The organism is Providencia hangzhouensis, from assembly GCF_029193595.2.
Taxonomy (GTDB): domain Bacteria; phylum Pseudomonadota; class Gammaproteobacteria; order Enterobacterales; family Enterobacteriaceae; genus Providencia; species Providencia hangzhouensis.
On the sequence record NZ_CP135052.1, the window covers coordinates 3,681,568 to 3,704,581 of the forward strand.

Annotated in this window: 22 protein-coding genes and 1 other RNA gene; 15 read left to right on the forward strand and 8 right to left on the reverse strand. The window is 41.5% G+C overall.

Going from position 1 to position 23,014, the window contains the following annotated elements; all coding sequences use genetic code 11:
- Nucleotides 1-197: 197 nt before the first annotated feature.
- A complete protein-coding gene (locus tag PZ638_RS16765) occupies nucleotides 198-1,091 on the reverse strand; it encodes a LysR family transcriptional regulator (protein ID WP_004258161.1) in 894 nt (297 codons plus the stop codon).
- Nucleotides 1,092-1,214: 123 nt separating this feature from the next.
- Here PZ638_RS16765 and PZ638_RS16770 point away from each other — a divergent pair, with 123 nt between their 5' ends.
- The 10 genes from PZ638_RS16770 to dagF all read left to right on the forward strand — a co-directional run bounded on the left by PZ638_RS16770 (nucleotide 1,215) and on the right by dagF (nucleotide 10,399).
- Nucleotides 1,215-1,922, forward strand: a complete 708-nt coding sequence (locus tag PZ638_RS16770; RefSeq protein WP_094961527.1) for a pirin family protein — start codon at nucleotides 1,215-1,217, stop codon at nucleotides 1,920-1,922.
- A 135-nt stretch (nucleotides 1,923-2,057) separates the two neighbouring features.
- On the forward strand, nucleotides 2,058-4,028 hold the full coding sequence (locus tag PZ638_RS16775) for a BglG family transcription antiterminator (protein WP_004258168.1): 1,971 nt from the start codon (nucleotides 2,058-2,060) through the stop codon (nucleotides 4,026-4,028).
- Nucleotides 4,029-4,510: 482 nt separating this feature from the next.
- On the forward strand, nucleotides 4,511-4,849 hold the full coding sequence (locus PZ638_RS16780; RefSeq protein ID WP_004258172.1) for a transcriptional antiterminator: 339 nt from the start codon (nucleotides 4,511-4,513) through the stop codon (nucleotides 4,847-4,849).
- A gap of 32 nt (nucleotides 4,850-4,881) precedes the next feature.
- The gene (locus tag PZ638_RS16785; RefSeq protein ID WP_004258177.1) at nucleotides 4,882-5,247 is read left to right on the forward strand and encodes an SFCGS family glycine-rich protein; all 366 of its coding nucleotides are present in this window, start codon (nucleotides 4,882-4,884) and stop codon (nucleotides 5,245-5,247) included.
- Complete coding sequence (locus tag PZ638_RS16790) at nucleotides 5,247-5,543, forward strand: DUF4312 family protein (RefSeq protein WP_004258180.1); 297 nt, start codon at nucleotides 5,247-5,249, stop codon at nucleotides 5,541-5,543. The genes PZ638_RS16785 and PZ638_RS16790 overlap by 1 nt, the downstream gene beginning before the upstream one ends.
- Nucleotides 5,544-5,569: 26 nt before the next feature.
- Complete coding sequence (locus tag PZ638_RS16795) at nucleotides 5,570-6,361, forward strand: DUF4311 domain-containing protein (protein ID WP_004258184.1); 792 nt, start codon at nucleotides 5,570-5,572, stop codon at nucleotides 6,359-6,361.
- A gap of 2 nt (nucleotides 6,362-6,363) precedes the next feature.
- Nucleotides 6,364-7,014 (forward strand): DUF4310 family protein, encoded by a 651-nt coding sequence (locus PZ638_RS16800; RefSeq protein WP_004258187.1) that lies wholly within the window; start codon nucleotides 6,364-6,366, stop codon nucleotides 7,012-7,014.
- A 407-nt stretch (nucleotides 7,015-7,421) separates the two neighbouring features.
- Nucleotides 7,422-8,561 carry an amidohydrolase/deacetylase family metallohydrolase gene (locus PZ638_RS16805; protein WP_112307577.1) on the forward strand — a complete coding sequence of 380 codons (1,140 nt, stop codon included), beginning with the start codon at nucleotides 7,422-7,424 and terminating at the stop codon, nucleotides 8,559-8,561.
- Entirely contained in the window at nucleotides 8,545-9,657 is a 1,113-nt protein-coding gene (locus tag PZ638_RS16810; protein ID WP_180312125.1) for a DgaE family pyridoxal phosphate-dependent ammonia lyase, read from the forward strand. Before PZ638_RS16805 ends, PZ638_RS16810 begins: the two co-directional genes overlap by 17 nt.
- Nucleotide 9,658: 1 nt before the next feature.
- Entirely contained in the window at nucleotides 9,659-10,399 is a 741-nt protein-coding gene (dagF, locus tag PZ638_RS16815) for a 2-dehydro-3-deoxy-phosphogluconate aldolase (RefSeq protein WP_004258199.1), read from the forward strand.
- Nucleotides 10,400-10,523: 124 nt separating this feature from the next.
- On the opposite strand, the gene PZ638_RS16820 is transcribed toward dagF, so the two are convergent.
- The 3 genes from PZ638_RS16820 to rsmI form a co-directional block, all read right to left on the reverse strand.
- Nucleotides 10,524-11,600 (reverse strand): 4Fe-4S binding protein, encoded by a 1,077-nt coding sequence (locus tag PZ638_RS16820; protein WP_153673827.1) that lies wholly within the window; start codon nucleotides 11,598-11,600, stop codon nucleotides 10,524-10,526.
- Between the two features lie 301 nt (nucleotides 11,601-11,901).
- Nucleotides 11,902-12,275: RNase P RNA component class A (gene rnpB, locus PZ638_RS16825), an RNA gene on the reverse strand.
- A gap of 95 nt (nucleotides 12,276-12,370) precedes the next feature.
- Nucleotides 12,371-13,243: a 16S rRNA (cytidine(1402)-2'-O)-methyltransferase gene (rsmI, locus tag PZ638_RS16830; RefSeq protein ID WP_004258206.1), complete on the reverse strand. Its 873-nt coding sequence runs from the start codon at nucleotides 13,241-13,243 to the stop codon at nucleotides 12,371-12,373.
- Between the two features lie 61 nt (nucleotides 13,244-13,304).
- Between rsmI and PZ638_RS16835 the strand changes: the two genes are divergently transcribed.
- The 4 genes from PZ638_RS16835 to dolP all read left to right on the forward strand — a co-directional run bounded on the left by PZ638_RS16835 (nucleotide 13,305) and on the right by dolP (nucleotide 16,717).
- Nucleotides 13,305-15,005: a penicillin-binding protein activator gene (locus PZ638_RS16835; protein WP_206277225.1), complete on the forward strand. Its 1,701-nt coding sequence runs from the start codon at nucleotides 13,305-13,307 to the stop codon at nucleotides 15,003-15,005.
- 39 nt (nucleotides 15,006-15,044) lie between these two features.
- Complete coding sequence (locus PZ638_RS16840; protein WP_206277224.1) at nucleotides 15,045-15,425, forward strand: YraN family protein; 381 nt, start codon at nucleotides 15,045-15,047, stop codon at nucleotides 15,423-15,425.
- A gap of 116 nt (nucleotides 15,426-15,541) precedes the next feature.
- Nucleotides 15,542-16,132: a DnaA initiator-associating protein DiaA gene (diaA, locus tag PZ638_RS16845; RefSeq protein WP_004908326.1), complete on the forward strand. Its 591-nt coding sequence runs from the start codon at nucleotides 15,542-15,544 to the stop codon at nucleotides 16,130-16,132.
- A gap of 9 nt (nucleotides 16,133-16,141) precedes the next feature.
- A complete protein-coding gene (dolP, locus tag PZ638_RS16850; protein ID WP_004258215.1) occupies nucleotides 16,142-16,717 on the forward strand; it encodes a division/outer membrane stress-associated lipid-binding lipoprotein in 576 nt (191 codons plus the stop codon).
- A 63-nt stretch (nucleotides 16,718-16,780) separates the two neighbouring features.
- Here dolP and mtgA read toward each other — a convergent pair whose 3' ends face one another.
- The 3 genes from mtgA to arcB all read right to left on the reverse strand — a co-directional run bounded on the left by mtgA (nucleotide 16,781) and on the right by arcB (nucleotide 20,740).
- Complete coding sequence (gene mtgA, locus PZ638_RS16855) at nucleotides 16,781-17,503, reverse strand: monofunctional biosynthetic peptidoglycan transglycosylase (RefSeq protein WP_094961521.1); 723 nt, start codon at nucleotides 17,501-17,503, stop codon at nucleotides 16,781-16,783.
- A gap of 8 nt (nucleotides 17,504-17,511) precedes the next feature.
- Nucleotides 17,512-18,162, reverse strand: coding sequence for an isoprenoid biosynthesis glyoxalase ElbB (gene elbB, locus PZ638_RS16860; protein WP_096864412.1), 651 nt, complete (start codon nucleotides 18,160-18,162; stop codon nucleotides 17,512-17,514).
- A gap of 232 nt (nucleotides 18,163-18,394) precedes the next feature.
- Complete coding sequence (gene arcB / locus PZ638_RS16865; RefSeq protein WP_180312128.1) at nucleotides 18,395-20,740, reverse strand: aerobic respiration two-component sensor histidine kinase ArcB; 2,346 nt, start codon at nucleotides 20,738-20,740, stop codon at nucleotides 18,395-18,397.
- Between the two features lie 300 nt (nucleotides 20,741-21,040).
- Between arcB and PZ638_RS16870 the strand changes: the two genes are divergently transcribed.
- Complete coding sequence (locus PZ638_RS16870) at nucleotides 21,041-22,447, forward strand: FAD-dependent oxidoreductase (RefSeq protein WP_164456015.1); 1,407 nt, start codon at nucleotides 21,041-21,043, stop codon at nucleotides 22,445-22,447.
- Between the two features lie 73 nt (nucleotides 22,448-22,520).
- Here the strand turns inward: PZ638_RS16870 and sspB are convergent, their stop codons facing one another.
- Entirely contained in the window at nucleotides 22,521-23,012 is a 492-nt protein-coding gene (gene sspB / locus PZ638_RS16875; protein WP_172412237.1) for a ClpXP protease specificity-enhancing factor, read from the reverse strand.
- Between the last annotated feature and the right edge of the window lie 2 nt (nucleotides 23,013-23,014).

A 23,014-nucleotide genomic window follows, 5' to 3' on the forward strand; every position in this document is an offset into this window, starting at 1 on the left:
ATAATTCGTGCTACAACTGAGCTATGACTGAGATAGTTTTACTCTTTTGAATCGCTACCAGCAAACCTTACTCGTAAACTCTAAATAGTTTGAGTTGTAGGTAGGCGGCAAATTGAGTCATCCCGTGAGCATACATAAGTATGTGACTCGGGTGACTCAATGAAGCCAACACCCCTACGGCTCAAAATATAACGAGTTTACACTCTAAATAATTTGGGGATTTCTCGGAGACACCACGACTTAGCCTCCCCCATACTATCCCGCCGCCACGCCATAATAATATTCGTCTCATGGCTAAACTCTGCGCCAACCACCTTTAAACGCCCTTCGCGAATATCTTGTTCAACCATTGGGTACGGCATCGTCGCAACACCAAGGCCGGCCAACAAGGCTCTGTGTTTATCCTCAATCGTTGACACCGTCAATCGTTGTTGTTTATCCAACAGCTGCACCGTGATCACAGGCCGCTCACGAGCGGTATCAGCCACTGCAATTCCACGGTATTTCACTCGAGTCGCATCAGATAACGGCTCAGGTTCTTGGTGAATGGGATGATCCGGGCTCGCTACATAAATATGATTAACGGTATATAACGATTTAGAGTTAATTTCTGAAGAGGATCGAAAATGCATATCAGGAGCAATGACTATATCCGCTTTACCGCTTTCAAGACGTTCCCATGCTCCCGCCAATACTTCAGTAATTAACGATAACTGTGTTTCTGATTTTTCCGCCAATCGTTCCACCAGCGGAAAAAGTGAATGAACAGGAACTAAAGCCTCACACACGATGGTTAAATGCGTTTCCCATCCTTTTGCAAGCGCTTCCGCATCAGATGTTAGCTTATCAGCGGCTTCAAGTAGGATCCTTCCTCTATCAAGTAGCATCCTACCGACATTGGTAAACTTAGTTCTATGCCCTGAACGGTCAAATAAAATGACATCGAGCTCTTCTTCTAATTTTTGCATGGTATAACTCAGCGCAGATGGGACTCGCCCCAACTCTTCAGCGGCTGCAGCAAAACTACCACGGCGGTCGATTGCATCCATAACCCTTAATGACTCAAGCGTTAATGCTCTCTCTTTACTCATGAAGTTTCTCTTTCAGGAAATTTGAACAAAGGAAACAGATTAACTGGCTAACAATTCAACGTCCAGCTATTTATTATAACAATAGATTATTAACTTATTTATTTTCAATGAGGGTTAACCATTATGATGACATTAAGACCCGCTAACCATTGCGGAAAAGCTGATTATGGTTGGCTACAAGCGCGTTATTCCTTTTCATTCGGCCATTATTTTGACCCAGACTTTATGGGTTTTAAAACTCTCAGAGTGCTGAACCAAGAAGTTATCGCGCCACAAAATGCACTACAGCCAAGAACCTATCCACATGTCGATATCTTAAATATCATCCTAAAAGGGCATGCAGAATATCGAGATAGCCTAGGTAACACCATCCAAGCGGATGAAGGTGAGTGTGTGCGTTTTTCACCGCGCCCAGACCTGAGCTACAGCGAACAAAATGTGTGCCCAAAAACACCGTTGACACGTTTACAGCTCTGGCTAAATGCTTGCCCACAGCAAGAATCTTTGCCTTTGCAAAAAATAGCCATTAGTGAAAATGAGAACAAACTTATCGCATCTCCTGACGGGGAAAGTCAAAGCATTCAGTTACGTCAACAAATTTGGATCACCCAAATTCATTTGGCAACTAATGAGTCAACAGCGATCACGCTAAAAGGAAAAAACTCATTCCTTCAGTCTATACATGGTGGAGCGACATTGCGTACACCAAAAGGCGAGCAGTTAGAAATGAATTGCAATGATGGGGCTTTTATCCAAGACGACAATCAAGTCATCATTAGTGTAAATAAACCGTTTAGAGGGCTATTAATCGATCTTGGAGAGCAAAGCTAGCCCTTTTCCTGCTATAGCAGAGTGAATTTTGCGAACGGATTCGCAAATTTTATGATTTACATATCCTACATATTGACATGCTTGTGTTAGAGTCCTGCCATTAGCGAGCAAAAAACAAGTCATTTTCTTGCTCAAATGCTTTTTCGTTTTGATTTTAAAGGTGTTTCCGTGGCTCTATTCACTCAACAGCGACATAATCAAATTTTTGCTCAAATTCTCAATGAGGTAGTGCCTCAAGACGAGTTAGCCAAAAATTTCTCCGTTTCTACTCGAACTATTCGTTCTGATATCAATGAAATCAATGAATTGATACAGCCATATAGTGCTCATATTGTATATGAGCGAGGTCGCGGTTACCGACTAAAAATTGAAGACGAAGCCCTATTTGCTACCTTTACTCAACAAAGTGATGAAGACAATCAGATTCCTCGCACTAGCAAAGAGCGCATTGATGCCCTGCTATTAAAACTCTTGATGTTATCACTCCCCGTAAAACTTGATGATATCGCTGAAGAGTGGTTTATCAGCCGTGGCACTTTACAGCAAGATATGGGCGCGGTGAGAGAACAGCTTCATAAATACCAAATTGCATTAGAAAGTATCCCTCATCAAGGCATTCGTTTGAACGGTAGCGAGTGGGCAGTTCGAGCTTGTATGACCGAAACTTTATGGCGCCGCTATTCCGCACAGATAACCCCTGATTTAACCACTTTCCGCCCTGATTGCCTTGATAATTTAGACCTGACATATATCGATAAAGTTTTACATAACAGTATGAATCGCTTTGATATTCGGATTAGCAACGAAGGGCATTTATACCTGGTTTTTAATTGTGCGGTGACTATTTTGCGTATCACTCGTGGTCATGAACTCACCACCTCCGTCAAAAATGATGACAGTGAAGAAGTGATCCGCAAAGCCTGTGATGAAATATCCAAAGGTTTAATCTACTTTCTTGGCAATGACCTTTCAGGGGCAGAACTTAGCTATTTACATGACCAAATTGTTGCCCAACGCATTAGTAACCAAGACTCTAGCACGCAAAAAAGTGGTACTCATAATGAGCTGTGTGAATATATTTTAAATTATATTAATGAGTTATATAATTATGACTTACGGAGCGATGAAAAACTCAAAAAAGATCTCAATACTCATCTTGCATCGCTGATCACCCGTTTGCAGTATCATATTTCCACACCAAACCCGCTATTATCTGATATCAAACAATATTACCCGTTCGCCTATGATGTCACACTGAGCGCGTTAACCAGTGCAAGTAAGCAATTACTCCCCCACCCAATCAGTGAAGATGAACTAGGTTACCTTGCGGTTCATATTGGAGTCAGCCTCGAACGTAACTATGGCGCTGGCTCCATTCGCCAAACAGAAGTACTGGTAGTTACTGATGCAGGGAACTCCACGTTTCGCGTGGTTGAATCTAAAATCATGCGTGAATTTCCACAGCTCAAATTTAGCCGAGGGTTAACGTTACAAGAGTATGAATCCTTGGATGAAGTCTCTGAAGATTTCGTGATTACCACTGTACGAATTTCAGAGAAAAATAAGCCTGTTATTAAAATTGCGCCGTTCCCAACACCCTATCAACTAGAGCAAGTTGGCCGCCTCGCCATGGTTGATCAAACTCGCCCTTATATTATCGAGCGCTTTTTTGATGAACGGTTCTTCATGGTAATTAATGAAAAAATTAGCCAAGAAGAGCTCTTTCAAATGGTTTGCAATAAATTGCAGCAAGAAGGCTACGTCACACCTGATTTCTACCCTTCACTACAAGAGCGTGAATCAATTGTTTCCACCTTGCTCGGGGAAGGTATCGCATTGCCTCACTCTTTAGGTCTACTTGCCAATAAAACAGTGGTTGCAACCGTTGTCGCCCCGAAAGGCATTGAGTGGAATAAGGAAACCAAAGAAAATGCTTATGTCATTTTCTTATTAGCTATCAGTAAAACAGACTATGAAGAAGCAATGGCTATTTATGACCTTTTCGTTACCTTTGTAAAAGAAAAGACAACACGTCGCTTAGTGAGTGTCAAAAATTTCAATGAGTTCCAAGTAATAGCTAAAGATAGCTTAGCGCGTATCCTCTAACTTGATAGCAATTTCCACTTTGTAGTGGAAAAGTGGAAGTTGCTGACTTTTACGTGATCCTAACCACAACTCTTATAAATACTTTCCTATCCTAAACTGTCTATTTTACGGCCAAAGTGACTAAATGGAAGCGAGTACAACCCACGCAACATCATTTCCATTTATAGCTTCCACTTCCCTTTCCAGTTCCTTTTTTTGTTTCCATTTTTTAATTAAAAAAATAATTAATTGATAAATAACACATTTTATTCAAAGTATTGTTATTTACATCTTATTTAGATAGTTGACTGATGTCAATTTTTCCACTTAATTTCCAAATAGAGCAAAAAACATACCAAAGATACATTTATTAATTTCCAAACAATTTCCACTTATAAGTGGAAATTTCCTGCCTGCAAAAATGAACAAGAACAGACTAAGGTATTAAGCATGAAGGAACAGAGTAGTCTAACTTGCAATATTACTTTGGATTTTAAATAGTTATGAGTGAATCAGTTGTCGTTTTTAAAATGTTAGAACATAACCTTGATATTGATGAGGTGACACAAAAACTGCTAGCAGTGATTACTGACTGGCTCAAGCAGGAGGACTGCTACACCACAGATGTACAACAACAGATGTTGGAGTCTCATTTACGTGCCATGGTCGGTAGAGCAAAAACGGGTGAAGCCTTACCAGAAGTCGATATCAGCTTATTCGATGAAATTTCTGAACATTCGATAGTGCTCGCACAACGGGTTGTTGACACACTTCCTGGATTAGCACCTGAAGAGACTTATTTACTCTCTGTTCACTTTGAAGTCGCACGTTCAAATGATTAATTACTAATTTGGTAGGATTTGGAGAATATTTTATGAAACAGATAGTTGTTGTTATCGGTGACCGTTTAGGTAAAGGCCAAAAAGTAGCTGCCGGTGTTGAAGCTGCGGGTGGTAAAGCGGTTGTTGTTCCGGGGGTCGCTGCTGATATGAAACTCGGTGATGTCATGAACGCAGAACAAGCCGATTTAGGCATCTCATTTTGTGGTAGTGGTGGCGCTGGCGCAATTACCGCTCAAACTAAATATGGCTATAAAGCTCGCTATGGGATGCGCTCTATTGAAGAGGGAGAAACCGCGATTGCAGACGGTTGCAATGTATTAGGTTTCGGTTTTATGGACAAGGAAGAGTTAGGCGAGCGCTTGGTAAAAGCATTCAATAAAAAATACGGCAACGCTTAATGAAAAAATCTATCGAAACGGTTGTACGGGTTACAGGGCAAGGCGACACTAAGCAAAAAGCAATAGCTGACGCCTTAAATTCAATTCAAAAAACCGTACTGAAGAACAGCACAGATATCATCCTACGGATAGAACCAAAGGATGTTGAAGTGATTAGTGCTCACTCTCATTCGCGGACAGAAAAATTTCTTTTTCTCTTTTTGCCACGCAAACGTGAACATTTTCGTGTTGTACTCGACGTTTCGCTGGATGTCACTTTACTTTCTGTCAACGAAATACCATTTACAGAACAATAATAGCAATCAGGTCTGGAGTTAATTCCATGAGTGAAACTGCATCTTTTTTAGAAATATTGGGCATGTCCCTGATCATCGGTGGGCTCTGCGGCTTTGGCTTAGGCGCAGGGGCTGCGCGTATGTTCCACGCACCAACCGTACAAGGTATGGGGGCATTCCGTACATTGGGTGAGCTGAACGCTTGTGAAGGCGACCCAGCGTCTCATTTTTCTTTCGGCTTAGGGTTCTTCTTTAACGCATGGGCATCGTCAGTTGCTGCTGGGGCATTTACACAAGATGTTGACCACCGCATCATCCCAAACTGGGGCGCGGCTGCACTATTAACCAAAAACCGTAGTGTCGCTGACACACTGCATAACCCGAAAAAAATGGCTATCGCTTGTGCCATCATTGGGGCATTAGTTGTCGCCTTCTTAAACACAACCGCTTCCGCAGTTCCTGCTGCACTACAAACGACAGCCATTAACGTACTAGTGCCTGCCGCAAACTTGTTAGTTAATACCGTGATGCCAGTCATCTTCTGGTTAGCCGCCATGGATGCAGGGCGTCGTTCAGGTTTCTGGGCAACATTATTTGGTGGTTGTGCTCAGCTAATCATGGGGAATGCTATCCCTGGTTTAGTTTTAGGTATCTTGATTGGTAAAGGCGTTGATGACAACGGCTGGAACCGTATCACTCGTACAATGATGATAACAGTGGTTCTCCTGTTCGTTCTCAGCGGCTTCTTCCGTGAATTCGACCTAAAGATGATCACCTCTTTCAACCTAGATAAACCATTGTGGCTTGAATACGTCCACGGTCTGCTGAGCGGGAAATAATCATGACAACAGAAATTAACAAACAAGATTTTTGGTACGCAGAATGGTCCTTCCCGATTTTTGTTGGGTTGCTTTCCGCAGGGATCTTCGCAGGTACCCACATGTATGTCGTCTACGGTTTTGGGGCATTTAACGAAGTGGCGTTCGTCGCCATGTTACGTGCAGGGTTAGATACCGGGGTTTACGGCGCAGTCGCAGCATTTGGTGCAAGTTTCTTATTTGCTAGGATCATCGAAGGTTCATTGGTCGGTATTTTAGATATCGGTGGTGCACTGCAAACCGGTATTGGCCTCGGTGTTCCCGCCTTATTTTTAGCCGCTGGTTGGGATTTTTTAGTCACTAACTTCTGGATGTCGTTACTAACTGGCTTATTCCTTGGCGTATTAATCGGCTTACTGATTGTATTTGCACGTAAATTCACGATTGCTCAGGCTAACTCAACCTTTGGTGCTGACGTCATGATGGGTGCGGGTAATACCTCTGGCCGTTTCTTAGGTCCATTAATTATTTTAGCTGCGATGGCCGCATCCATTCCAATCGGAATTGGCTCTTTAATTGGCGCATTGATTTTCTATGTATGGCAAAAACCCGTTGCCGGTGGCGCCATTTTAGGTGCAATGTTGTTCGGTTATTTCTTCCCAATCGTCGCTTAACCAACACTCTCCCGGGGCATATGCTCCGGGTTACTGAATAACATAAGTTAAAAACAGACTCGAAATAGTTCAAAGAGTAGCGAAAGTGCTGCCAACAACGCTGCGGTTGACATCATTTAGAATACGCACTTAGGCATACTCTAAATAATTCAAATTGCAGCTAGGCGGCAAACGACGATATCCCTAGGAGCATACAAAAGTATGTGACTAGGTGCTGCCAACAACGCTGTGGTTGACATCATTTAGAATACGCACTTAGGCATACTCTAAATAATTCAAATTGCAGCTAGGCGGCAAACGACGATATCCCTAGGAGCATACAAAAGTATGTGACTAGGGTAGCGGAAGTGCTGCCAACAACGCTGCGGTTTGAAGTATGACGAGTATCGAGTATAGAGAGGACAACTATGTACACTTTAATCATCAAACAAGGTAAGCGTATCGATGGCTCGATTATCGACATTCTTATTAAAGATGGAAAAATCGAAGCGGCAGGCCCTGAATTAGCGAATAATCAGCAAGCCGAAAAAGTCATTGACCTACAAGGAAAAACTTATGTCAGTGCTGGGTGGATTGACTCTCATGCTCATTGCTTTGTTGAGTCACCTATTTACTTCGATGACCCTGATTTAGCAGGAGCCGCTGGCGGAGTTACCTCACTGGTTGATGCAGGTAGTGTCGGTGCTGATGATATTGATAAATTTTATCAGCTCACCCAGAAATCAAAAACGAATGTCTTTTCTCTGTTAAATATTTCACGTATTGGCATCATTGCGCAAAATGAATTGTCGGATATGAACAACATCAATGAAGCCTGCTTTCAAGACGCTATCGAGCGCCACTCCGGCTTTGTTGTTGGTATGAAAGCCCGTATGAGTAAAAGCGTGGTTGGTGAAAATGGCATTACCCCACTGGTTAAAGCTAAAGAAATGCAGAAAAAACACCATCTTCCACTCATGGTGCATATTGGCAACAACCCGCCGGATATTGATGAAGTCGCTGATTTACTGACGCGCGGCGATATCATCACTCACTGCTTTAATGGCAAACCCAATAAGATTTTAGGCGAAGATGGCTACCTAAAACCATCAATTGCTCGCGCACTCGCACGGGGTGTCATATTAGATGTTGGACATGGCGGTGAAAGCTTTAGCTTTAAAGTTGCAGAGCAAGCGATGCGCATTGGTACTTACCCTGACATCATCAGTTCCGATATTTACCACCGCAACCGCGTTAATGGCCCTGTTTATAGCCTCGCTTTTGTGATGACCAAATTTCTGTGTATGGGCTTTAGTGCGGAACAAGTGCTTCGCTGCGTTACCGAAAAAGCCGCCAACTTCTTATCGTTACCCGCAAAAGGCTATTTAAGGCCGGGCTTTGACGCCGACATAACCCTTTTTGACCTTAAAGAAGAGCAAACAGAGCTCACGGATGCAGAAGGCGAACACCGTATAGGCACTCACCGCTTCGTACCATTGGCTGCTATCGTCGGTGGAAAACACATTATTCATGCACAAGGTGAATCAGAACATGCAATCGATTTATGATAAATATCAGTTAAAACACGTTATTAATGCCTCTGGCCGCATGACAATTCTGGGTGTTTCAACGCCAACTCCAGAAGTTGTTGAACGTGTTGCTTATGGATTAAATAATTATTTTGAAATTAAAGACTTAGTTAATAAAACTGGCGAATATATTGCTAATCTATTAAATGTTGAAGCTGCGGTAGTTGTATCTTGTGCCTCTGCTGGTATTGCACAAGCTGTTGCAGCGGTGATTGTACAAGATGATGATGATTTGCTACTCAATTTGCATTCATCAGACAAAGTGGTTCCACGCGAAATAATTTTACCTAAAGGTCATAACGTTAACTTTGGTGCTCCTGTGGACACAATGGTAAGCTTAGGTGGCGGTAAAGTAGTCGAAGCGGGTTTTGCTAATGAGTGCAGTGCCGCCCAGTTAGCAGCAAAAATCACCCCCAATACAGCCGCTATTTTGTACATCAAATCACACCATACCGTACAAAAAAGCATGTTAACCGTGGAACAAGCCGCCAAAGTGGCTCATGACCACCAGCTCCCCCTGATCGTTGATGCCGCAGCAGAAGAAGAACTTACCGCTTACTACCAAGCCGGTGGCGATATTGTGATTTACAGCGGAGCAAAAGCAATCGAAGGCCCAACAAGCGGTCTGGTTATCGGTAAAAAACAATATATTGAGTGGGTAAAACGCCAAAGCCAAGGTATTGGCCGTGCGATGAAAGTAGGTAAAGAAGGTATTTTGGGGCTCACACTCGCTATCGAACAGTACCTGACTGCGACCAAAGAAACAGGCGCAGAGATGGTTAATCGAATGAGTCAATTCATCAGTGATTTAAATGCCATTAAAGGTATCTCTGCTCGAGTCGTCTGGGATGGTGCAGGACGTGATATTGCCCGTACCGAAATTAGCTTTGATGAAAACATGATAGGCAAAACCACTTACCAAATCATGGCTGAGCTAAAACAGGGCGATACCGCGATTTACTTCCGTGAGTACAAAGCCAACGAAGGAAAAGTAGAGGCTGACATTCGCAGTGTTAGCACTGAACAACTTGATGTTATTTCTAAGAATATTCGTTTGTTAGTAGAAGGAATTTAAGATGAAATTGTCACCGAATTTTTATCGTGACCGTGTCTGTTTAAACGTACTGGCAGGCAGCCATCAGAATGCAAAAGATATCTATGCCGCAGCAGAAACCTTTGTTGTTGTTGGTGTTTTATCTAAAAATTACCCTGACTTAGAAAGTGCAATTGCTGATATGCGCATTTATGCACAAGAAACCGATAATGCATTATCAGTTGGTCTCGGCGCTGGCGACCCAAATCAGTCAACCATGGTGTCGTTAATTGCAAAAGAAGTTCAACCACAACACGTTAACCAAGTATTCACTGGTGCACCAATTAGCCGTGCACTATTAGGCCAAAACGAAACCTTCGTGAATGCGCTCATATCACCAACAGGCACGGTAGGTATGGTGAAAATTTCTACAGGCCCACTAAGCTCTCAAGCGCCAGATGGCATTGTTCCGGTTGAAACTGCCATTATGATGCTTAAAGACATGGGTGCTGACTCAGTTAAATTCTTTAATATGAAAGGATTAACATATATTGAAGAATATAAAGCCATTGCCAAAGCTTGCGCTGACTTTGATTTTTCTTTAGAGCCTACAGGCGGCATTGATTTAGATAACTTTGCTGAAATTTTGCAAATTGCCCTTGATGCAGGCGTGAAAAAAATCATTCCTCATATTTATAGTTCCATCATTGATAAAGAAACGGGCAACACTCGCCCAGAAGATGTACGTCAATTATTGCAGATGGTTAAGCAAGCGGTTAATTGATGTGGTAGTAAGCAGTAAGTGAGAAAATAAATATAAGCGAGACGTTATAATATAAGTCATTGTGACAATGACAAAACAACAAAGCCCCACTCATCAAGTTTGAGTGGGGCTTTTTTATTCTATATTAATGACCTATCATTCTTGCATTTGGTATAATATGAAACCAATAATTATCAGGTACTGGGCTATCCCAAACGCCAAAATACATAGCAATACCAATAATAATAAATAAAACTGCTAAGGTTAGAATTGCCATCATCCAACCCGATAAGCGAAATTGACGTTTTTTTGTTGGCACTTGCAATGAAAAATCCAACGTTGATGCAACAGGGCAAGATTCAACGCAAGTCATACATCCCGTACATTCCACCGTTCTTACAGTAATTAGCTTATCGACAGGTATCCGTGATGGGCAGTTCTTGGCACATTTTCCGCAATCAATACAACTTTCCACATTTCGCCGAATTTTAAATGGCGAAAATAACGAAAAAATGCCTAACAAAGCGCCATAAGGGCACAAATAACGGCACCAAGCATTACGAATAAACAAGCTTGCTATCACTAAAATGACCACAGTAATAAGCGCAAACAAGCTAATATAACGAAAAAAATCCAACATTTTTACGTCAATAATGATCCCATAAGGCGACATCATAAAATATTGGATCATCTGTGCAGACATGGAAAATGCAATATAAAGAAAGAAACCTAATAACAAATATTTTAGGCCCCTTAAAGGGATATCGAGCCATTTAGGTAAGCTAATTTGGTTTTGATAACGAAAGACTTTTTTCCCTAACTTACCAGTGTACTCTGATATTGTGCCAATCGGGCACATCCATGAACAAAATGCTTTTTTGAACAGTAAGCTAATCACAATAAAAGAGACTAATAAAAACATTGAGGCCGCATGAATTGGCGGAAAACTCCCCGTTTCCAAGGTATATTTTAAATTCATTAACCCCGCAATCGGCAGCCAACCTTCAATTCCACCAGGGCGAGGAAGGTGAATTGTCGCCCCTCCAGTTTCGTAATATCGTACCCAGTAATAGAAGGTAACTCCAATATAAATATTGATTGCCAATAGCGTGAACTGTACAAATTTACGCCATGTTGATGCATTTCGCCAATCACTCCAAGGGAGTTTTCCCCCAGTTGTACCTGGGCGACGTTGGTACCTTACACGTGATTTCTTTATCATCTACGCACATCTCTTTAACATGCATTATAAATACCACTATTGTAATTACATATTCACATAGCGTATTGATTTGCATCAGAGGGTTGTGACGTTAATGACTTGATGTATCAAATGATGAAGACAAGCCAGAAAAGAAAGAAGAGAAGTATTTTTATATTAAATCAAAAGATTATGATTTTTTCTAAATAATTCGAGTTGTGCCAAGGCGGCAAAATGAGGAAATCCCTAGGAACATACACAAGTATGTGACTAGGATTGACGAATGAAGCCAACACAGGCACAGCTTGAAGTATGACGAAAAAATGGGAGTTGGCCGATAAGCCGGGTTCTGTCATGGACAACCATTCATCTAGGCCAGCACTTGCGCACTGGCTCCAGCAACCTACCCGAGTTCAATGCGGGCCGCACCATATGAACCCCTATTTGGTCTTGCTCCGGGTGGAGTTTACCGTGCCACGAACTGTTGCCAGTCGCGCGGTGCGCTCTTACCGCACCCTTTCACCCTTACCTGATCCTGTAAACAGGCCATCGGCGGTTTGCTCTCTGTTGCACTAGTCGTAGGCTCGCGCCTCCCAGACGTTATCTGGCACCCTGCCCTATGGAGCCCGGACTTTCCTCCCCTCTACCCGTCTCCCGAAGGGACTACGATAAAGCAGCGGTTGTCTGGCCAACTCCGCGGCGAATTATAGGCACTTTGTTGTTGCTTGTACAGACTCTAGCGTGGGCAATTTACCACTTATATCAATCAAATCGTGGTATTTGCCCAAAAATCATTCATCACTTTGATTATCAAGCATCAACTTATACAACATATTTTTCTTGAGGCCATAAATTTCAGCCGTGATTGCAGCCGCTTTTTTAGGGGGTAATTCTTTTTGTAATAAATTTAATGTTCTCACCACTTCAGGGGAAACTGCGGAGTCATCAGCTGGCTTTTTATACCCTTCGACAATCAACACCATTTCGCCACGGTGACGGTTTTCATCTTCTTTTACCCAAGCGAGTAATTCCCCCACTGGGCGGCCTTCAATGGACTCCCACGTTTTCGTAATTTCACGTGCTAAAACAACATGGCGATCCGGTCCCCAGACTTCCACCATATCTGCTAAACTGTCTAACAAACGGTGGGTTGATTCATAGAAAATCAGCGTGCGAGTTTCTTGTTCGAGAGATTGTAAAACATCTTTACGCCCTTTTGTTTTAGCGGGTAAAAAACCTTCATAACAAAAACGGTCTGAGGGTAAACCCGCTGCTGATAACGCGGTAATAGCAGCACAGGCACCCGGTAAAGGTACGACACGAATACCCGCTTCGCGGCAACGATTAACTAGATGATAACCTGGATCATTAATTAAAGGTGTACCCGCATCGGAGACTAATGCGATACTATCACCTTGTTGAAGTCGACTAATTAATTGATCTGCCTTTTGCTGTTCATTATGATCATGCAGAGCAAACAACCGCGCATTTATCGCAAAATTCTGTAATAGAATGCCTGAATGCCGAGTGTCCTCTGCTGCAATAAGGTCAACATGTTTAAGAACATCCAACGCGCGTTGCGTTATATCCCCCATATTACCAATTGGGGTAGGGACAATATACAGCGTGGATGCCATAACCACAGCTTGATTAGGTTGGTTCATTGTTTCATCCGAATAGCCGGTTTAAAATTAAGCAATTGAAAAATACACCATTGGATACAGTATGCGTCCTTCAATTTTTTTGCATTTGAAAAAAGGGTTAATCTGCACAGCAATGCTGTCCACATTTGCACTGTCAGGGTGCCAAATTGTCTCGGAATACTTTCCGTCAACCCAAAAAACGCCTGAGCAAAGTACATCTGATGATGCTAGCCGTTACCAAGCAATCATTGATGCTGCACAAGGTAAGCCTTCAATGGAGGCGATAAGGGCCTACATTAGCCAAGAACCTTTATTAAAAACAGCCGCTGAACGCCAAGCTAATATTGATGGGTTATGGCAGATGTTAACACAGTTAACGCCAGAACAAATTCATGGAATTGGGGCAGATGAAAATATTCTCCAAGGCTGGGTCGATCTTTTAGATATTTATCAAAACAACCGAGACGACACAGATGCTTTACTTGCAGGCTATAACGATTGGAAAATGCGTTACTCGAATAACCCTGGAGTGATGACAACGCCGACTCTTTTGCAACAAGCCATGATACCTCAAGTGGGCAAAAACCCTAAGATTGCATTGTTTTTACCCATGAGCGGGCAAGGACAAGTATTCGGTCAAGCGATTATGCAAGGCTTTATGGATGCACAAAAAGGCCTGCCTCAAGGGCCCGCTACTCAAACAGCCATAACACCGCCACCAAGTAGTGGAAATGATGTGCTTGACCAAATTTATGAACAAGTTGCAGCAACAACAGGTAATGCTCCCACTTCTAGCGATAGCGACGTGGTGACATCAACTTTGCGTATTGATGCCGCCCCTGTGAATACCCAAAGCGTCAAAGTGTTTGATACAACAAACAAGCAAATGCCTGAGCTTATTGAACAAGCGAAAAATGAAGGTTTCAATCTTATTGTTGGGCCATTATTAAAAAGTGACGTTCAAGTTATAACCCAAATGGGAGCGCCTGTTAGTGTGCTCGCCCTCAATGAGCTTGATGCGAACCAATTACAGCCTCGACCTAATCTTTGCTATTTTTCATTATCGCCAGAAGATGAGGCACAAAATGCTGCCGCTTACATGAAAGCTGAAGGTAAGCAAATGCCATTGGTACTAGTTCCCGCTAATGCTTTCGGTGATAGGATAGCCAAAGCCTTTGCACAAGGGTGGCAAGAAAAAGGCGGCGGGACCGTTTTAATGCAAACCTTTGGGTCTGCCCCTTCTTTAAAAGAGTCGATTAATCGCGGCGCAGGTATCCGTATGACAGGAACGCCTGTGAATACCGGAATACAATCGATAGACTCACAATATGTCGATTCAGCTGGTGCGATTGACGGCGTTTATATTGTTGCCACCCGTGATGAGCTGACCTTAATCAAGCCAATGATTGAAATGGCAATTAGTTCTCGTTCTCGTCCTTCGCTTTATGCAAGCTCTCGCAGTAATCAAGCTGGATCTGGCGCAGACTACCGCTTTGAAATGGATGGCGTTAAATTTAGCGAAATCCCTTTACTCGCAGGTGCAAACAATAACTTACGTAAACAAGCCCAACAAAAGCTGAACAATGATTACTCTTTATTCCGCTTATATGCCATGGGTATTGACGCATGGTCTTTAGCCAACAATTACGACAAGCTACAGCAATCTGGACAATTTCGTATCAATGGTGCATCAGGAACCTTGAGTACTACACCAAACTGTGTAGTGTTCCGAGAATTACCTTGGTTGCAATTTAAACAAGGCAAAGTGGTTTCCTCACAATAACATCACTGAATACTTCATTTTTTTTCAGACAAGGACGTCATGAAAATTATGCCAAAAGCCATACAATGGTTAACAGGCCGGTACTATGAAAATCAAGTGCTCGCATTCCTGAAACAGCAGGGATTAACATTTGTTGAACGTAATGCAAGGAACCGAGGCGGAGAAATCGACCTCATCATGCGAGATAATACAGGTTGGGTATTTGTTGAAGTTCGGTTTCGCAAGAATTGTGATTACGGAGATGCACTTTTATCAGTAAACTGGCACAAACGTCGAAAACTATTAGCTGCTGCCAAATATTGGCTCTCACAAAGGCAAGAAAGTTTTGAAACCAGTGCATGCCGTTTTGATATCTGCGCCATCACGGGAAACCAATTTGCCTGGATACAAAATGCATTCAACGAAAATGATATTTATTAACAAATGATATAATCAGTTTTATACGCTGATCATGCAGTCAACAAAGCTATAATTCAAATATAATGGCAATATACAAAAATAATTTGAATTATATCGAGGCGACAAAGGAAAAACTCGTGCTAGACCGAATAAAAGTTTGCTTCACTGAAAGTATACAAACTCAAATAGCAGCTGCTGAAGCGCTGCCTGATGCCATTTCAAGAGCCGCGATGATGATGGTTCAATCTCTACTCAATGGCAACAAAATTTTATGTTGTGGTAATGGTGCTTCTGCCGCTACTGCACAACGTTTTGCTGCAAGTATGATCCATCGCTTTGAAACCGAACGCCCTAGCTTACCCGCTTTAGCACTTAATACAGATAATGCAGTGTTAACTGCGATTTCGGGTAGTAAGCAGCCTTCTGAAATTTATGCGAAACAAGTTAGAGCATTAGGGCAACATGGTGATGTTTTGATGGCAATTTCAACCCATGGTAATAGTAGCGATATCATTAAGGCGGTTGAAGCAGCCGTGACTAGAGACATGACAATTGTCGCCCTAACAGGTTATGACGGAGGGGAACTCGCAGGTTTACTTGGCCCCCAAGATGTTGAAATTCGTATTCCATCCCAACGAAGTGTTCGAATTCAAGAAGTCCACCTTCTTACTGTAAATTGTCTATGTGACCTCATAGATAATACTCTTTTCCCACATCAGGACGATTAAGGAGATAAAATGCGATTAATTCCGGTTTTTGCCATAGTCATTAGTACTATTCTATTACAAGGTTGTATTGGTGCTGCTGTAGTCGGTTCCGCTGCTGTTGCAACAAAAAGCGCAACTGACCCTCGTACAGTTGGTCAACAAGTTGACGATGGCACCTTAGAAGCTCGAGTTAGTGGGCAACTGAACAAAGATAAAGAAATTACGGGCAAGGCTCGTATCATTGCAACCGCTTATAAAGGAAATGTTCTGCTAACAGGCCAAAGCCCTGATATGGCTTGGGCTGAACGAGCAAAACAAATAGCCTCTAACGTTGATGGCACCATCGCAGTTTATAATGAAGTCCGTAGTGGTGAGCCTGTTGATTTAGGTACAGCCTCAAAAGATACTTGGTTAACAACCAAAGTTAAATCTAAAATCCTCGCGAGTGATAGCGTTAAATCTGGTAGTGTGAAAGTCATTACTGAAAACGGTGAGGTTTTCTTGCTAGGTGTATTAACAAGGCAAGAAGGAGATGCAGCGGCGAAAATCGCTAGTGAAACAGATGGTGTTCGTCGAGTAACGACTGCTTTCACTTATCTTAATTAATCATAAACAATAATATATTGTTATAAAAACAAAAGCCGTGGGTTAAAAACCATGGCTTTTTTCTTATTCGTTCATCAACTGGTTTATTTTCAGATAATTCTTACCTCCCAATAAGTGCATTTGGTTCAAGATCCAAGCTTGCCTTTTGAGCACATAAGAAGATGGGTTTTTTACACTATATCTATGAGGATTAGGCAAAACCGCAGCTAATAGTGCAGCCTCACTCATTGAAAGCTTGCTAGCAGGCTTATTAAAGAATTTATTTGCAGCCTCTTCGACCCCAAAAACACCATCACCAAACTCTACTATATTAAGATAAACGGTCAGTATTCTTTTCTTTGACCATAAAAGCTCCATAACAGGAGTCATTACTGTCTCTAAGCCTTTTCTTAACCAACTTCTTCCATCCCATAACCACACATTTTTTACTGTCTGCTGTGAGATAGTTGAAGCCCCTCTAATTGTTTGTTTATTACTCAAATTATGTTTGTAAGCTCGCTCAATTGCATCAAGGTCGAACCCCCAATGATGAGGAAAATTTTGATCTTCCGCTGCAATTACTGCTAAATAGATATACGGAGAAATGTGATTTTCATCTACCCATTCAGAATGAGACACATAAGAAAAATTTAAGTTTATCCATGCACTAACTTGCCGTTCAATCATCACTGCAGAAAAAGGCACTGGTATGTATTTAAATAAAATGACTGAACAAATCCACACCACAAGTAATGAAAATGTGATCTTCTTTAACCAGTGCCATAATCTAGAAACAATAGTTCGCATTCAAATAATCACGCCATTTCCAATACTTTCTTAACAAGCTTATTAATACCCGTATTTGCTTCAGAAATTGATTGAGCTAGCATATAAGCAGGTGTTGTAACAACTCGGTTAACTTCATCAATTACAATATCATCAACAGCACATTTAATATGTTTCCCCCCCATAATTTCTATTTGAGCAATCGTTTCACTATCATCTCCAATAGTTAGTTCTACTGATGTATTTAACATTTTAGGAAGCATCACTGGAGCAATACACATCAGCCCTAGCGGCTTTTTCTGTTGGTGCATTTGGCGTACTAAACTTAATAGTTCTTTATTAATTTCACACTCGCTTCCTTTAACTGCGAAATCACATAAATTTTTTGCCGCCCCAAAACCACCAGGAATAATGAGGGCATCTAGCTTTGAAGCATCAGCTGACGATAAAGGTGATATTTTCCCACGTGTAATACGTGAAGATTCTTCCATTTGGTTACGTTTTTCTGTTTTTAATTCGCCATTTATATGATTTATAACAGTAGGTTGTAACTCATCAGGCGCAAAAAAATGAACCTCAGCATTATATTGACTCAAAGCTAGCATAGTTAGCACTGACTCATGAATCTCGCTTCCGTCAAAAACACCGCAGCCACTTAAAATAACCGCAATTGATTTCATATCTTCCTCCATTTGTAGTAAATTATCTCTCAGGCGCTAAGGTGCATAAACATCAATCTTCATCACAGATTTTAATGAATCTTGTAACAGATTCGCTAAATTTTGGTATCTTGATGTTGCCCTTTACAGTGATATACCTAATTTTATGATTTGCAAAAAACAAAAAGCACATGCAAATCAACGATTTCCCTGGTGTTGGCGCAGTATTCGCGCACCCCAACTTCGGTTGGGGTTATTTTTTTGTACGCTCATCAACCCAGTTTCTCAAAGTTTCTATATCTGCTTTCCAATCCTGTTTTAATTCATCGACCCATTCTTGCACATTGTCCCACCATGCAGGTAAATCAGGAGATTGAATCTGTTGTGCAATTTTCTGTAAGTTCTTTAAGCCAACAGAACCTGCTGCGCCTTTTATTTTATGAGCTTCCTCAACAATCCCTTTTTGGTCTTTAGCCACCATATTTGAATCAAGAATAGCTAAGTAACCCGGCAGCATTTTTTCAAAGACATCTAGACCATCATAAATAAGCTTAGGGCCAACTAACTCAATATACTGTTCTAGCATATCGCAATCGAGCCTAGATTCATCAACACTCGAAGTCTCATGCTCACCCGATATTTTTTCAGGTTGAGTAGATTGCTCCCCCCAAAATTGCTCAATAATTTGGGTCAATGCTGGAACTGATAATGGTTTACTCAATACCCCATCCATACCTGCATCAAAGTATTCTTTTTTATCTTTAAGAACATTTGCCGTTAAAGCAATCAATGGGGGTAAGTCTTGCTTATCGTACTGCTGTTTGAGTTGCCGAGAGATATCTAGGCCTGTCATATCAGGTAATTGGATATCCAATAAAACTAAATCATATTCTCCAGGGGCAAACATCTCGAGAGCATCTTTCCCATTCATTGCCACATCAACCGTATTTCCTAAATTTTCTAATACAGAACAAGCAACAACAACATTCAGTTCAATATCTTCTACGAGTAAAATATGTAATGCAGGCAATGGGTAATCGTCTTCACTATCTTGCTGTTCAATAACATGACTTTCAACAACAGGCGCTGTGATAGATAAAGTAAAGGTGGAACCTTGGCCTATTTCACTTTCAACTTGTATATCGCCTCCCATATTTTGTGCTAAGCGACGAGATACAGAAAGCCCAATACCCGTTCCAGTTGCAGGTTTACCTCCAGCAGAATCTGTTACTTGGTAATACATTGCAAAGATTTTATCTAATTCACCCTTAGGTATACCTATGCCACTATCCTGAACCCTGAAAAACAATTTATTTTCAGCTTCTTGCCAAATACTAAGCTTCACTTCACCTTTTTGCGTGAACTTAACTGCGTTACCAATTAAATTCCACAATATTTGCCGCAAACGGGTCCCATCAGTTAACACCGTTTTCGGTAATGCAGGGGCAACATCCATGACAAATTTAAGCCCTTTTGGCTGTACCAATAATCCACTTAAATTCTCTAAATCATTCACAAATTCAGATAATGTGATGGGCTGGTTATCTAACTGAACTTTACGGCGTTCAATTTTATCCATCTCAATAATATCATTGAATATATTACCTAACGTAACGGCACTTACATGAATAGTTTTTAAATAGCTAGATTGTTCCGAAGTTAAATCTGTATCTAATAAAATTCGGCTCAAACCAACAATGCCGTTAAGGGGGGTACGAAGCTCGTGGCTGATTGTAGAAATAAAGGTGGTTTTCTCCCTACTCGCGCTCTCTAACGCCTCCTGATAGCGTTTACGCTCCGTTATATCGCGCCCAAAGCCCATCAGACCATGGCGTTTACCAACGCGATCATAAAAAGGCACTTTACGAAGTTCAAAACAGGCTTTACGACCATCTGGATATACCAACCATTGTTCATAAGTGAGAGAAACATTATGACGAAATACTTTTTCATCGGTTTCCATAACCTTAGAGGCAATTTCAACATCATAAATATCTAATGGAGTTAACCCAACTAAGTGTTTTTCACTTTTTCCAGTCAATAGTTCCATTGCCCGGTTACACCCCGAAAACTCATTATTTTCGTTGCGGTAATAAACTAAATCAGGTGAGGCATCGAGGAATGAACGAAGTAAAACAGATTGCTGCTCAAGTTCAATTTGCGTCTGCTCACGGTACTTCATTTCTTGTTTTAATTGTTCCAGAAGTTCTAAATGAGCACGCTCTGCTTTTTCTCGCTCTAGAATTTCAAGGTTAAGCTGTTCAATATTTCCCTGTAACTGAGTGTTTAAATCAGCATCACGTTTTCGCATAACTTCAAGTTTATCAACCATTCGCGATAAACGCTGCCGAGACTCTTCAAGCTGCTCAACCACCACCGACAAAAAGTAAACAGCTAATGGGGTAATAATTAACCCAAAGAAAATTGACCCCACCATATCGAGGCTATCAACATGCCCTCTTAAAACAATTGTCACTGCCATTTGCATTATCATGGCGAGAACAACAAGTGCAGATGCGAGTAACAGAGAAAATCGCACCAGCCCGAGCTTCATCATTAAATCGACATAGTATTGCGCAAGGCCGCGAAGTACTTTCATAACCACCCCTTAGTTAAATTCTCTTTGAATCATATATCAAACAAGGCAGTTTCGGATGATTATTCACTCGAAATGTCGATCCTGCTCATTCAATAGCCATTTTTTACTATTAATGATAAAAAACAATCAGGTATTTTCTTTGTGTTAGATAAAGTAAAAATTTATTTTGGGTGTTTTTTAATCAAAATCACATAAAAATCAAAACAATAACGCTACTGTTTCTTGTGGAAGGCCGCTAAAATCAAAGTAAAAGCCCAAGCTATCTCAAGTAAAATCAGACAAAATTCAGTAAGGAATGCCATGAATTCAAATATTTTCGGCCCCCAACGTTGCGAGCCCCCCAAAAAAGCGCTGGAAATCCGTAAAATAGAGTTTACTGAAGTCTATGAATCCAATAATACCGTCGATGCACAACAGCAAGCCAACCGTTGTCTCTCTTGCGGTAGCCCTTTTTGTGAATGGAAGTGCCCACTACATAACCCAATATCGAAGTGGCTCAAGCTTGCTGCTGAAGATAAAATTATCGAAGCTGCTGAATTATCTCACCATACCAATAGTTTACCTGAAATCTGTGGGCGCGTTTGCCCACAAGAAAAACTCTGCGAATTAGCATGTGTACTTCATGATACAACAGGTTCTGTGACTATTGGTCATATTGAGCGGTATATTAATGATACTGCTTTTGCGATGGGATGGCGGCCAAACCTTTCCCATATTAGCTCTGTAAACAAACGTGTCGCCATTATTGGTGCAGGCCCTGCGGGTCTTTCTTGCGCAGATGTGCTTATTCGAAATGGTGTAAATGTCGTCGTTTTTGATAAACACCCTGAAATAGGGGGCCTACTAACCTTTGGTATTCCGTCATTTAAGCTAGAAAAGAAGCTAATGGTCCAAAGACGGGAAATATTTACAGAAATGGGTATTCAGTTTCAATTGAATACTGAAGTAGGGACAGATGTCTCTCTAAACGAGCTTCTTTCCAATTATGACGCTATTTTTATTGGTACTGGTACTTACCAAGCAATTCGAGGTAACTTACCTAAAAAAGCGATTCAGGGCGTTTTTGAAGCACTTCCCTATCTAATCGCAAATACACGCCATTTAATGCAACTTTCCAACCCTAATGGCGAACCCTATATTAATTTACACGCAAAAAGAGTCATCGTATTAGGTGGTGGAGATACTGCAATGGATTGCGTACGTACCGCTATTCGTCAAGGAGCGAAGCAGGTTAGCTGTTTCTATCGTAGAGATGAACAAAGTATGCCAGCCTCACGAAAAGAAGTCGCTAATGCATTAGATGAAGGAGCCCAGTTCCATTTTAATATGCAAGTCACTGAATTTGTGATTAATGAACAGCAACAACTTATGGGAGTTTATGCCGCTCGTACGCAAAATGGGGAATTAGAAAATGGCCGTTATCAAGTAGAACTAATTAAAGATTCAACTTTTTTTATCGAAGCCGATGCCATAATTGTGGCTTATGGATTTATTCCTCATAACCAAATTTGGTTAGATAAACCGTTAATCCAGCGCGATAAATATGGTCATATTATAGCAAACCGTAACAGTCCCTTTCCTTATCAAACCTCCCATGAAAAAGTGTTTGCCGGCGGGGATACAATAAGAGGCTCAGATCTTGTTGTGACTGCTATTGCTGATGGGCGCAATGCTGCTGAAGGGATTTTATTATTTTTAGGGGTTTAATGATTCATTTATATAAAAAACAGAGGGTTTATTCCCCTCTGTTCATTCATTAACTGCTAACCCGGCTAATGGATTATTTGACAACCCTTAACGAAGGCCGACCTTTTGGTGGTCGTGGTGGTTCATCCCCTGATGGCTCATGCGAATTTTCATCCACAGATTCAGTTTCATGAACTAAAGAAATGTTGTCTTCAAGCTCTTCGACCTGTTCAAAACCTGCTGATAACTCTGCATCATAAGCAGCTTCAGGCTCAAACATCATTCCAGCCCCATTTTCACGTGCATATACCGCCATAATTGCGGCCATTGGGACATAAACTTGGCGAGGTATCCCACCAAAGCGAGCATTAAAACGCACTTCTTCGTTGGTTATTTCAAAATTACCAACAGCTCTTGGCGCAACATTCAATACAATTTGCCCATCTCGAGCAAATTCCATCGGAACGTTAACCGCTGGAACGGTGACATCAACCACCAAATGCGGAGTCATATCGTTATCAAGCAACCACTCATAGTGGGCACGTAACAAATAAGGGCGACGTGGTGACATTGCTGTCATTTCCATCA